The sequence below is a fragment of the Pseudomonas sp. Y39-6 genome (genome assembly GCF_023651955.1).
Lineage (GTDB): Bacteria > Pseudomonadota > Gammaproteobacteria > Pseudomonadales > Pseudomonadaceae > Aquipseudomonas > Aquipseudomonas veronii.
On sequence record NZ_CP069594.1, the window covers coordinates 6,974,555 to 6,986,594 of the forward strand.

At 65.2% G+C, this 12,040-nt stretch carries 10 protein-coding genes; 6 read left to right on the forward strand and 4 right to left on the reverse strand.

Going from position 1 to position 12,040, the window contains the following annotated elements:
• Positions 1–108: 108 nt before the first annotated feature.
• Genes JN756_RS31885 through hflK (JN756_RS31900) form a run of 4 tightly spaced genes read right to left on the reverse strand, consistent with a single transcriptional unit; the run spans position 109 to position 5,950 of the window.
• Complete coding sequence (locus JN756_RS31885; protein ID WP_046381595.1) at positions 109–1,995, reverse strand: cation-translocating P-type ATPase; 1,887 nt, start codon at positions 1,993–1,995, stop codon at positions 109–111.
• Complete coding sequence (gene hflK, locus JN756_RS31890; RefSeq protein ID WP_046381594.1) at positions 1,992–3,026, reverse strand: protease modulator HflK; 1,035 nt, start codon at positions 3,024–3,026, stop codon at positions 1,992–1,994. The genes JN756_RS31885 and hflK (JN756_RS31890) overlap by 4 nt, the downstream gene beginning before the upstream one ends.
• Complete coding sequence (hflC, locus tag JN756_RS31895; RefSeq protein WP_201021667.1) at positions 3,023–4,012, reverse strand: protease modulator HflC; 990 nt, start codon at positions 4,010–4,012, stop codon at positions 3,023–3,025. The genes hflK (JN756_RS31890) and hflC overlap by 4 nt, the downstream gene beginning before the upstream one ends.
• Before the next feature lie 12 nt (positions 4,013–4,024).
• On the reverse strand, positions 4,025–5,950 hold the full coding sequence (gene hflK / locus JN756_RS31900; RefSeq protein WP_102617670.1) for a protease modulator HflK: 1,926 nt from the start codon (positions 5,948–5,950) through the stop codon (positions 4,025–4,027).
• 319 nt (positions 5,951–6,269) lie between these two features.
• On the opposite strand from hflK (JN756_RS31900), the gene JN756_RS31905 reads away from it, so the two are divergent.
• From JN756_RS31905 to JN756_RS31930, 6 genes are read left to right on the forward strand one after another with little or no spacing between them, the layout of a single operon-like run.
• Positions 6,270–6,893, forward strand: a complete 624-nt coding sequence (locus JN756_RS31905) for a CDP-alcohol phosphatidyltransferase family protein (RefSeq protein WP_046381592.1) — start codon at positions 6,270–6,272, stop codon at positions 6,891–6,893.
• A 10-nt stretch (positions 6,894–6,903) separates the two neighbouring features.
• Entirely contained in the window at positions 6,904–8,658 is a 1,755-nt protein-coding gene (locus JN756_RS31910; protein ID WP_046381591.1) for a bifunctional alpha/beta hydrolase/class I SAM-dependent methyltransferase, read from the forward strand.
• Positions 8,659–8,660: 2 nt separating this feature from the next.
• The gene (locus tag JN756_RS31915) at positions 8,661–9,959 is read left to right on the forward strand and encodes a phosphatase PAP2/dual specificity phosphatase family protein (protein ID WP_201021668.1); all 1,299 of its coding nucleotides are present in this window, start codon (positions 8,661–8,663) and stop codon (positions 9,957–9,959) included.
• Positions 9,949–10,392 (forward strand): hypothetical protein, encoded by a 444-nt coding sequence (locus JN756_RS31920; RefSeq protein WP_017850065.1) that lies wholly within the window; start codon positions 9,949–9,951, stop codon positions 10,390–10,392. Before JN756_RS31915 ends, JN756_RS31920 begins: the two co-directional genes overlap by 11 nt.
• A gap of 9 nt (positions 10,393–10,401) precedes the next feature.
• Positions 10,402–11,022 carry a lysophospholipid acyltransferase family protein gene (locus tag JN756_RS31925; protein WP_017850066.1) on the forward strand — a complete coding sequence of 207 codons (621 nt, stop codon included), beginning with the start codon at positions 10,402–10,404 and terminating at the stop codon, positions 11,020–11,022.
• 1 nt (position 11,023) lies between these two features.
• Positions 11,024–11,956 (forward strand): phosphatidate cytidylyltransferase, encoded by a 933-nt coding sequence (locus tag JN756_RS31930; protein ID WP_017850067.1) that lies wholly within the window; start codon positions 11,024–11,026, stop codon positions 11,954–11,956.
• Positions 11,957–12,040: the final 84 nt, after the last annotated feature.

Genomic DNA, 12,040 nt, shown 5'->3' on the forward strand with positions numbered 1-12,040 from the left:
TCCTCATAAATCGTGGTTAGGTCGGCTGGGCGGAATGCTCAGTCGCGACATAGCACTAGAGTGAGGTGCCCCCTTGCCGTTACAGCACCATCGAAAAAAACCTGGAATTTATTCCTCCAGCTTCGACAGCGGCTCCTGAAACCGCAGCAACCGCCCGGCATTGCCCAGCACCAGCAAGGTGCTGAGGTTGTGCAACACCGCCGCGATCATTGCGCCGGCGGCGCCCAACCAGCCAAACGCGGCGAACACCACGATCGCCAGCGTCCAGCCCAGGCCGATGATCACGTTGACCTGCAACGTCTGCCGGCACCGTCGGCTCAAGCGCACACAGGTGCCCAGGCGGCGCAAATCGCTGCCAATCAACACCACATCCGCCGAGGCCAACGCAATGTCCGCACCGCCCGCGCCCATGGCCACGCCGACCACGCCGGCCTTGAGCGCCAGGGAGTCGTTGATGCCGTCGCCCACCACCATCGGCCGGAAACCGCTGCTGATTTCGCCCAACACGCGGTTGAGCTTGTCTTCCGGCAACGCCTGGGCTTCGACATCGCTGATGCCCACGTCGAGGGCCAGGCTGTCGGCCACGCTTTGGCGGTCGCCGGTCAGCAGCAGTTGCCGCCCCAGGCCAAGGTCGCGCAGCTCTTGCAGGGCCTGGCGGGCTTCCGGTTTGACGCTGTCGGCCAGCAACAGCCAGGCGAGGAACGCACCGTTCAACGCCAGCCCGGCAATCGGGCCATCATGGTCGGGGACGCGGGTAGTGACGATGCCCAACTGCTCGAACAACTCCGGCCGGCCCAAGGCCGCTTCGCCCTGCGCAGTCTGGGCCACCACGCCGAGGCCTTGGCGTTCGCGGATGTCGGTGAGCACCAACAGCTGTTCCTGGCTCGCCAACCCGGCCAACGCGCGGCTGACCGGGTGGCTGCTGGCCGAACCGAGGCTGGCCGCCAGGTTCAACAACCCTTGGCGGTCCGGCGCGGTGGTTTGGATGGACTGCAGACGCAGAGTGCCGAAGGTCAGGGTGCCGGTCTTGTCGACCACCAGCGAGGTCAGGTCCGCCAACTCTTCGAGGAACGCCGAGCTGCGGATCAGAATCCCATGCCGCGCCGCCACGGCAATCCCGGCAATCGCCGTGGCCGGGGCCGACAGCACCAGGGCGCACGGGCACGCCGCGACCAGCACCGCGAGCATCGCCTGGGCGTCATTGGTGACAAACCAGGTCACCGCCGCCAGCAACAGCACCAACACCATATAGCTGCCAGCGTAACGCTCCAGCAGCCGCGTGATCGGCGGCTTGGAGCGCTCGGCGTTCTGCATCAGGGCGATGACCTTGCCCAGGGTCGACTCGTTGCCGGTACGCGTCACTTCCAGGCGCAACAACCCGTCGAGGTTGATCGCACCGCCGAACACTTGCACGCCGACACTGGCTTCCAGCGGCACCGACTCGCCGGTGATCGGCGCCGTGTCGAGGCTGGCCTGGCCGGACAGCACCACACCATCGGCAGGCACGCGGTCGCCGGCGCGCACTTCGACGATGTCGCCGCTGTTCAGCGTGCCGTTGTCGACTTCGCTGATGCTGCCGTCCGCCTGCACCAGGCGTGCGTGGCTGCGGGTCAGTTTGCCGAGGGCGTGGATCGCTTCCTGGGAGCCGATCACGCTGCGCTCTTCGAGCACATGGCCGAAGATCATGATGATCGGCAGCAACGCGGCGGTCAGCAGATCACCCGTGGCCCACGCGCCGAGCATCGCCAGGGCGATGAGCTGGTCGGTGATGCCATGCAGGCTGGGAAAACGCAGGCTGTACCAGGCCGAGCGCATCACCGGCACGGCCACCAGCAGCGAGGCCACGCCGAGCAGCAACTGGCTGACGCCGCTCTGGTCCGGCGCCAGCCAGCGCCACACCAGGCCCAGCACCAGCAAGCCCAGAGCGAGCATGGCCAGGGTCAATTGCCGGGCGGCGCTGCGCTGCTCGGCGGATGTCAGCATGGGTGCGCTCATTGTTCGGCTCCCTGAATGATCAAGCGGGAGTCGTCTTTGGGATCGACCGTGGTCACGGAACCGGCCTGGCCGAGAATCTTCGGCAAGCGCTCGCGGTATAGGCGCAACAGCAAGCCGGGGTCTTTGACCTGGGCCAGGCTGGCGACGGTGGCGGTTTGCGCCTGCGCGTTGGCCAGGCGTTCGCTGGCCTGGGCGTGGGCGACTTGCACCAGGCGGTCAGCCTGCTGGTTGGCGGTCTGGGTGAGCTTTTCCGCGTCGGTGCGCGCATTCGCCACCGCTTTGTCGGCTTGCTGGCTGGCGGTGAGCACCGCATTGAAGGCGTTCACCGCCGGGCTCGGCAGGCTCGATTGCACATCGACGCGGGTGACTTCGATGCCCACCCCCAAGCCGCTGGCGGTCAACTCCGCCAGGCGCTTGTTGATGCCTTGCACCAGGTCGCCGCGCAGCCGTTCACGGCGCTCGGCGGCGCCGTTGTCGCTGCCGATCAATTCGGGGCGCGCCACCAGGATGGTGTCCAGATCCCGCGCCGCCGTCAGGGCCACGGCGCTGCGCGTCACCAGGCGATCCAGCGCCGGCAGCACGTGCTCGCCCTGCAGCACAAACGCATAAGGTTCGGTGACTTTGTAGAACACCCGCACATCCAGCTGCACCACGCCGGCATCGCCGGTCAGCAGGTAGCCGGACCCGGCCAGAGCATCGCTCAACGGCGTGGCGAAGCTGGCCACGCGATCGGCCTGCACCGCGGCATCGGAACGCAGCAGGTTGCCGACCCGCCGCTCGATCACCCGGTCTGCCGCCGGCAACAGCACGACTTGCTCGAACGGCTGCGGCCACGCCAGCAACAGTCCGGCATTCTGAACCCGATCGAGTGCGCCGAAGTGCAGCACCACGGCGCGATTCTGCGGGTCGATCTGCCGCACATTGGAAAACGCCCAGGCCAGGGCGGCCAATACCGTCACCGCGTACAGCGCCATGAACGTCAGGCGCCCGGCCTGAATCCACGGGCTGTCCGGGCTGTCACGCTCGATCATGGCTGGACGTCCTTCGGCCCGTCCACCAGCGCGCGGAACGGCGCGGCATCGGTGCGCAGGATGACCTTGGTGCCAGGGGTGACCACGGTGCCCAGGGTATCGAGGGAACGCAGCAGGTTGTACAGCTGGGGATTGCCGGCGTAGGCGCGACCATAGATCTGCGCCGCTTCGACCCGCGATTGCGCTTCGATGTCGGCGGCTTTCACCGTGGCATCGGCCTGCACGATGCGCGCATCGCGCTCGGCGGCGGAACGGATCTGCGCCGCCTCACGCTTGCCCACGGCGGTGCGTTCGGTGGCGATGGTTTCGCGCTCGGCGCGCATGCGGTCGACGGTGGCGGTGAGCGTCACCGACGGCAAGGTCAGCCGCTCGATGCCCACCTGCGCCACGCGCACGCCATAGGTGGTGAGCAATTGTTGATCGATCTGCTGGCGCAACTGCGCTTCGAAATCGCTGATGCGTACCTGGCTGGCGTCGGTATTGATCAGGCTGGACAGGTCGAAGCTGGCCGCCGTGGTTTCCAGCGCCGAACCGACAAACGTCCGAATCTGCCGCGCCGCTTCATCCGGCTGGTTCTGCACCGCGCGCATGAAGCGCTGCACATTGTCGGCATCGCCCTGCACCTGCCACGCCACATAAGCCTGCACGATGATGCGCAGGCCATCGCGGGTACCGACATCCTGCAAACCGCTGGAGGTGGTGCGCAGGCGCAGGTCCACCGGGATCGCCGCTTCGAACGGCGCCGGCCAGCGCCAGCCCAGGCCCGGTTCCAGCAGCACCCGCGACGGGTTGCCGAAACGGGTAATCACCGTGGCTTCGCCGGAGCGCACTTGCACCAGGCTGGCGGCCGCTACCGCAAACAACACCAGCAACACAGCCCAGGCCATGCGCCGCCAAGGGAATGGGCCGGCGGGCTGTTCGTCACCATGGTGGTGATGATGGTGGCCGTGGTGGTGGTGACCATGATCGTGAGAATGAGCGCTCAACAGACAGACTCCTTATTGAACGGCTTTACGCGGCACCGAAGGATCGGCCGGCAAGGTAAAAGAACGCAGATCGATCGTCGGCGCACTGTCGGCGCCCAGGCGATGATCCAGAATCAACAGCTTGGCGTGAGCCAGGCCCTGGGTCAGCTGGCCGAGGTACTGCTCCAGCACGAAGGCTTTGCCCGCGCTGGCGTAGGCTTTTTGTTCGGCGGCAAAACGCAGGTCCGCCGCCCGGGCCCCGGCATTGACCTCGTGCGCGGTGGCCTGGGCCTGGTCGCGGACGGTGCTGGCTTGCAGCAGGGCCTGGTTGGTTTGTTCGCTGGCGGCGCCGCGTTCGCGGGAGATCAGCGCCTGGGCGCCGATCTGCGCCGCTTGCACGCCGTGGTAGGCGTTGGCGGCACCGGACGGCGGGTGGATGGCTTCGACCACCGTGGCGAGAATCTCCACGCCGCTGTCGAGTGTATGCAGGTCCGCTTGCACGGCGCGGCCGATCTCGTCGGCCAGGCCGGTGCGTTGTTCGCCGAGCAACTCGTCGAGGGTACGCGAGGCAAAGTCATGCACGAGGATGCGGCTGGCAGTGCTGCGGATCAGGGTCGGCACATCCGCGCTGTTATAGGTGGCGGCCAGTGCGGCCTGGTCGGTCAGGCCGATACGGTAGACGAAGCGCACATCCATATTGACGATCTGGAAGCTCTGCTTGTCGCCACGGCTGCTGGCGATCACCTGGGACTTGTCGTTCACATGGCTGGCGTCCCACAACCGGTTGGCGATCAGCGGTGCCGGGCCTTCGGCCGCCGCGAGTTCCGGGCTGGCGGCTTCGCTGACGCTGGTCGCCAGCTCATGCACCACGCCGTTTTCCACGTTCAGCACGCGGCCCAGCGGCCACGGCAACCCGGCATGCAAGCCAGGGCCGAAGACTTGCACCGGTTTGCCAAAGCGCTCATAAATCCCACGGCCTTGCAGGGGCACTTCATGCACCCCCGTCAGCGCCCAGCCGACGGCCAGTACCACCAGCAGCACCGGCAGGAATGCCCGACGCATGTAGGTAAACGCCCAGATCTGGCGCAGGTCGATGCCGAAGCGGTTGTGCAATTCGTGCTGCAAGGCCTGCAGCGGTTGCGGCGGCCAGCGCAGCAGCCCGGCGACAAAACTCTGCGCCATCAGGCGTGGTTCGAGGCGCGGTTGGCGCGGGCTGAACAGTGACAGCGCGGCCCGTAACAGAAACTCCAGCGCGACCAGCGCCGGCAACAGCCCGACCAGCGTCGCCAGGCGCAGCGGCCACACCGACCCGGCACTGGCAAACAGCAGGCAAATCGCGCTGATCACCAGGCACGCAATCGCCACCCGGCTCAGTTGCGCCAACTGCGCGGCTTCCGGCCATTGCGCGGCGGTTTCCTGGGCCAGGCGCCGCTCGAACACCAACAGGCCAAAGGCCAATGCCAAGGCCAGCGCAGCGCCGATACTTGCGCCTTGGCCGACCGCTGCCGCGGGCAAGCCCAGATTCCAGAACTCGACAATGCTGACCAGCGCGAACAACGACCAACCGCCGAGCCACAACACCGGCGCGCCGATCTGCGCCAGCAACCCTCTGCCGAAACGCCCTACCAGGCGCGCCTGCCAGCCAGCGGGTTCACTCTCTGCTTCGAGTAACTCAGGTGCCGACGCTTCCAGCGCCTGGGCACGCCAATCGGCCACCCACCACGCCGACTGCAACCCCGCCACCAGCACCAGCAACGCAGACGCACAATTGATCAACACCACCGGCCAGATCGACAACGGGGCAAACAGCGCGACGAACAACGCCAGCACCCAGCCGCTGATAGCCACCGCAGTCAGGCTGATACCGGCTTGCCTCAATCGACGGGCATGGAACAGCCCTTGCTGAAAACGCGGCAGTCCTTCAACCGAAGCGCCGTCAGCTTCTAGATCCACTTGCATCCACTCATGCCCGTTCACACATAATTCGTTACGATATAACACATGGCGTGAAATTTTTGTTCGTTAAACACCGTATTCACCTGCAACACAGACCCACTGTGGGAGCGGGCTTGCTCGCGATGGCGGTGGGTCAGGTGATACATGGGTTGGCGGGGCCGCCGTCATCGCGAGCAAGCCCCCTCCCACATTTGTTCTGCATCGCGCTCCGGAACGTGACTAACCCCCCATAAACACGTGCCATCACTGGTGCAGGCCACGATTAATCGGCACACTTCAGGCCAGTTTTTCGCGGGCTTACGGACAAGGAAACGTCACTCCCATGATTTCGATCTATCAGCTCAAACCGCGTTTTCAAAACCTGCTGCGCCCCCTCGTGCAGCGCCTCTACGACAACGGCACCACCGCCAACCAGATCACCGTGCTGGCCGGGGTCATCTCCCTGCTGGTCGGCCTGCTGATCGCCGGCTTCGCCCAACACCTCTGGCTGTTCGCGCTGATCCCGCTGTGGATGATCCTGCGCATGGCCCTCAATGCCATCGACGGCATGCTCGCCCGCGAATTCGGCCAGCAGTCGCGCCTGGGCGCCTACCTCAATGAACTGTGCGACGTGATCGCCGACAGCGCGCTGATCCTGCCCTTTGCGTTGATCCCCGGCGTCAGCCTGGCGCCGGTGCTGCTGGTGACCTTGCTGGCAGTGTTCAGCGAATACGCCGGGGTGCTCGGGCCGATGGTCGGCGCGTCGCGGCGCTACGACGGGCCGATGGGCAAGAGTGATCGGGCCTTCGTCCTCGGCGTGCTGGCCAGCGGCGTGGCGCTGGGCTGGCTCGGTGCCGGCTGGGTCGACACGGTGATGTGGCTGGTCGCCGCCCTGCTCGCCTACACCGTGGTCAACCGAGTGCGCCAGGGCCTCAAAGAAGAACAACACATTTCCCCTTCTGCATAAGGATTTTGCGATGCGCGAACAGCGAGAACACACCTTCAGTACCCATGATGGCGTCGAGCTTTTCTACCGGCACTGGCCCGCCACCGCCCCGGCAGGCGGCGAGCCGCGCAAGGCGATCCTGCTGTTCCATCGCGGCCATGAGCATTCGGGGCGCATTGCCCATCTGGTCGATGAACTGAACCTGCCCCATTTCGACTTCTTCGCCTGGGACGCCCGTGGCCACGGCCAATCCCCCGGCGAGCGCGGCGACAGCCCCAGCTTCGCCACCAGCGCCCGCGACGTGCAGACGTTCTGCGAGCATATCGGCGCCACTTACGGCGTCGAGGCAGAAAATCTTGCAGTCATCGCCCAAAGCGTCGGCGCGGTGATCGCAGCCACCTGGGTCCACGACTACGCACCGAAAATCCGCGCCCTGGTGCTCGCCTCCCCGGCGTTCAAAGTCAAACTGTACGTGCCCTTCGCCCGGCCGGGCCTGGCGCTGATGCGCAGGTTTCGCGGCAACTTTTTCGTCAACAGTTACGTCAAGGCCAAGTTCCTCAGCCACGACCCGGAGCGCGTCGCGTCCTACGACAGCGACCCGCTGATCACCAAGGCGATTTCGGTGAATGTGCTGCTCGGGCTGTATGAAGCGGCCGACCGGGTTGTCGCCGATGCCCAGGCGATCCAGGTGCCGACCCAACTGCTGATCTCCGGCTCCGACTTCGTGGTCCACCGCAAACCCCAACAACAGTTCTTCGACCGCCTCGGCAGCCTGAAAAAAGAGCTGCATATCCTCCCCGGCTTCTTCCACGACACCCTCGGCGAGCGCGACCGTGCGGTGGCCGTGAGCAGCGCCCGGCGTTTTATCCTGCAGAACTTCGCGCACCCGCTGGACCGCGCCTCGCTGCTCGATGCCGACAAACTGGGCGCCACCTGTGCCGAATCCGAAGCCCTCGCCGCGCCGCTGCCGCGCAATTCCCTGCGCGACCTGTACTGGCGCCTGACCCGCGCCAGCATGGGCCTGGGCAAGAACCTGTCGGACGGCGTCAAGCTGGGCTTCGACACCGGTTTCGACTCCGGTAGCACCCTGGACTACGTGTACCGCAACACGCCCACCGGCAAAGGCGCGCTGGGGCGGATGATCGACACCAATTACCTCAACTCCATCGGCTGGCGCGGCATTCGCCAGCGCAAGCTGAACGTCGAAGAGCTGCTGCGCCTGGCCATGGCCACGCTGCGCACCGATGATCGCGAAGTGCGTATCGTCGATATCGCCGCCGGCCACGGTCGTTACATTCTCGAAGCTTTGCAGGGCGTTTCGCCGCTGCCGGAATCGATCCTGCTGCGCGACTACAGCGACATCAACGTGCGCGACGGTGGTGCGTTGATCCGCGAGAAAGGCCTGGGCGAGATTGCGCAGTTCATCAAAGCCGATGCGTTCGACCGCGCGGACCTGGCAGCGCTGGCGCCCAAGCCGACGCTGGCGGTGGTCTCCGGGTTATATGAACTGTTTGCCGACAACGCCATGGTCGGCGGTTCGCTGGCGGGCCTGGCTGAAGCCGTGGAGCCCGGCGGTTATCTGGTCTACACCGGCCAGCCATGGCACCCGCAGTTGGAACTGATCGCCCGCGCATTGACCAGCCATCGCCAGGGCCAGGCCTGGGTGATGCGCCGGCGCAGTCAGGCGGAAATGGATCAACTGGTGCAAGCCGCCGGTTTCCGCAAGATCACCCAGCGGGTGGATGAGTGGGGCATCTTTACCGTATCCCTGGCACAGAAGATCTGAACATGCGCGAACCCGGCCTGTTAAAGCCCGCGTTCCTGTGGCTGTTGCTGTTGGCCCCGCTGTTTTTCAGCACCTACGGCTTTGCCACATGGGTCACCAGTCAGCGCAGCGACGTCGGCACACTGGTGTTCGATTGGGAAACCCACATGCCGTTCTGGGCCTGGACCATCGTGCCCTACTGGACCATCGACCTGCTCTACGGTTTCTCCTTGCTGCTGCCCAACAGCCGCCATGAACTGAAGCAACATGCGCTGCGCCTGCTGAGTGCGCAGCTCATCGCCGTGAGTTGCTTCCTGATCTGGCCGCTGCGCTTCACCTTCGAACGGCCGGAGCTGGATGGCGTGTTCGGCTGGCTGTTTGCCGTGCTGGCCGGTTTCGATAAACCGTTCAACCAGGCGCCGTCGCTGCATATCGCGCTGCTGGTGATCCTGTGGATCATGTACCAACGCCACACCCAGGGCGCCTGGCGCTGGCTGGTGCATGGCTGGTTCGGGTTGATCGGGGTTTCAGTGCTGACCACTTATCAACACCACTTTATCGACTTACCCACAGGTGCCCTGGCGGGTTGGCTGTGCGTGTGGCTGTGGCCGCTGGAACATCCGAGCCCGCTGCTGAATCCGCGGCTGACCCGTGATTCCACGCACTGGCGCCTGGGGTTGCGCTACGGCCTGGGCGCGCTGGGGCTGTTCATCCTCGCGCTGACTTACGGCGGGTGGTGGCTATGGCTGCTGTGGCCGGCGCTGTCCCTGGGGCTGATCATGGCGAATTACGTCGTCCTCGGCGCGCCAGGTTTCCAGAAGCGTGCCGACGGTCGACTGACCCCTGCGGCGCGCTGGCTGTATGCGCCGTATCTGGCGGCGGCGTGGCTCAATTCACGGCTGTGGACGCGCACGCATCCACAGCCCGACCTGATTGTGGATAACGTCTCGCTCGGTCGGCTTCCTACCGTGCGCGAGCAAGGTTCATTCAAGGCCATCGTCGATCTGTGCGCGGAATTGCCGATTAATCCACAGGGCCGTGCCTATCAATGCGTCCCCGTCCTCGACCTGATCGCGCCGACCCCCGCCGAATGCCTGCAAGCCGCGCAAGCCATCGAACGCCTGCGCGCCAGCGGCCCGGTGCTGGTGTGCTGCGCCCTTGGCTATTCGCGCAGCGCCACCGCTGTGGCGGCCTGGCTGCTGCACAGCGGGCGCGCCGCCACGGTGGATCAGGCACTGACTATTATTCGTACAGCGCGGACCCAGGTGGTCCTGCATCCCGCTCATCGCCATGCTTTGGAGGCCTTGCCCCATGCCTGCTGATATGGAACTCCAGGTCGTCGCCAGCCTGCTGCGCCGCGGCCGCTCACTGGATCAGTTATCCACAGGCCTGACGCTGCTGGGCGTATTGTTCGGCCTGGCGCAACTGCTGATGGCCAGCATCGCGCCGATCTGCCTGCTGCTCAGCCTGTGGATGATTATCCTCGGCCTGCTGCAAAAGTACTGGGCGCTGCGCGTGGCCTTCGATGCCGACCTGTTCGCCCTGCTCGCCCGTAACACCGAACGCACCCCGGACCTCGACCAGGCCCTGCAAACCCTCGGCCTGCAGTCGCCCAAACGCGCCGGCCGACCCTGGACCGAACGCCGTCGCGGCGCCCTCAAACTGCTGCGCAAGCAAGCCTGGCTGCTGGGCGCGCAAGTGCTGTTGACCCTGGGCGTGATTCTCGCCAGCCCTTGGCTACCTTTCGCCGGATAAGGAATTCCCATGTTCGAACCCGTGGTCGCCACCCTGATTACCTCGATGGCCCGCACCGTCACCGGCGCCCGCAGCCTGTGGCTGGGCTGCGCGCCGGTGCCGGTGCAACGCATCTACTTCGCCAACCACAGCAGCCACGGCGACTTCGTGTTGCTGTGGGCATCGCTGCCGCAGAACCTGCGCAAATTCACGCGCCCGGTGGCCGGCAGCGACTACTGGAACAACAGTGCGCTGCGCCGCTACATCATCCACCGCGTGTTCAACGGCGTGTTGATCGACCGCGAGCGCAAAGACCCTGTGGATAACCCCTTGCAGCCCATGCTCGCCGCACTGGAAGGCGGCGACTCGCTGATCATCTTTCCCGAAGGCACGCGCAATCTGGAAGACGGCTTGCTGCCGTTTAAAAGCGGCCTGTATCACCTGGCAAAAAGTTACCCACAGGCCGAATTGATCCCCGTGTGGATTGCCAACCTCAACCGCGTCATGCCCAAGGGCCGCGTCCTGCCGCTGCCTCTGCTGTGTACCACCAGCTTCGGCGCGCCACTGCAATTGGAAGAAGGCGAAGACAAAGCCGCCTTCCTAGCCCGCACCCGCGACGCCCTGCTCGCCCTCGCCCCGGAGCATTCCTGAGATGGATAGCCAAACCCTGATGCTGTTCGGCGGAATCGGCGCGATCCTGGTACTCGCCTCGCTGATCGGCCTGATCCTCAAGCTGCGCACCCGTGGCACGCCGAATGCGGTGATCGACAATCTCAACGCCCGCATCAACGCCTGGTGGGTGATGGTGGTGATGATCGGCATCGCCTTCTGGCTCGGCACCGGCGCGGTGATCGTGCTGTTCTATGCCGTGTCGTTCTATGCCCTGCGTGAATTCCTCACCCTCACCCCGACCCGGCGCAGCGACTACCCGGCGCTGGTGGCCGCGTTCTACCTGGCGCTGCCGCTGCAATACCTGCTGATCTACGCCGACTGGTACGGGCTGTTCTCGATCTTCATCCCGGTGTACGTGTTCCTGCTGCTGCCGATCCTCGCCTCCCTCGGCGGCGACAGCACACACTTCCTGGAGCGCGCCTCGAAGGTGCAATGGGGCTTGATGATCGCAGTGTTCTGCGTGTCCTTCGTGCCCGCCCTGCTCACCCTCGACATCCCCGGCTATGAAGGCCGCAACCTGCTGCTGATCGCCTACCTGGTGATCGTGGTGCAACTGTCGGACGTGTTGCAGTACGTGTGCGGCAAGCTGTTCGGCAAACACAAGATTGCGCCCAACTTGTCGCCGTCGAAAACCGTCGAAGGCTTTGTCGGCGGCATCCTGCTCTCCTCGCTGATCGGCGCGGCGCTGTGGTGGACCACGCCGTTCAACCCGTGGCAGTCGTTTCTGATTGCGCTGCTGATCAACTTGCTGGGGTTTGCCGGCGGCATTGTGATGTCGGCGATCAAACGCGACCGTGGCGTGAAGGACTGGGGGCATATGATCGAGGGGCACGGCGGAATGCTCGATCGGCTGGATTCGGTGTGCTTTGCGGCGCCGATTTTCTTCCACCTTGTGCGCTACTGGTGGACCTGACCGACACCGCCCTCAAGCCCGACGAAGATCAACATATGAGGGCGGGCATGCTCCCGCACGCTCGGCATTGATGTGACGTATCGC

Coding starts and splice junctions, on each gene's coding strand:
- JN756_RS31885 (WP_046381595.1), bottom strand. CDS start 1,995: ATGAGCGCACCCATGCTGACATCCGCCGAGCAGCGCAGCGCCGCCCGG.
- hflK (WP_046381594.1), bottom strand. CDS start 3,026: ATGATCGAGCGTGACAGCCCGGACAGCCCGTGGATTCAGGCCGGGCGC.
- hflK (WP_102617670.1), bottom strand. CDS start 5,950: ATGCAAGTGGATCTAGAAGCTGACGGCGCTTCGGTTGAAGGACTGCCG.
- JN756_RS31905 (WP_046381592.1), top strand. CDS start 6,270: ATGATTTCGATCTATCAGCTCAAACCGCGTTTTCAAAACCTGCTGCGC.
- JN756_RS31910 (WP_046381591.1), top strand. CDS start 6,904: ATGCGCGAACAGCGAGAACACACCTTCAGTACCCATGATGGCGTCGAG.
- JN756_RS31915 (WP_201021668.1), top strand. CDS start 8,661: ATGCGCGAACCCGGCCTGTTAAAGCCCGCGTTCCTGTGGCTGTTGCTG.
- JN756_RS31920 (WP_017850065.1), top strand. CDS start 9,949: ATGCCTGCTGATATGGAACTCCAGGTCGTCGCCAGCCTGCTGCGCCGC.
- JN756_RS31925 (WP_017850066.1), top strand. CDS start 10,402: ATGTTCGAACCCGTGGTCGCCACCCTGATTACCTCGATGGCCCGCACC.
- JN756_RS31930 (WP_017850067.1), top strand. CDS start 11,024: ATGGATAGCCAAACCCTGATGCTGTTCGGCGGAATCGGCGCGATCCTG.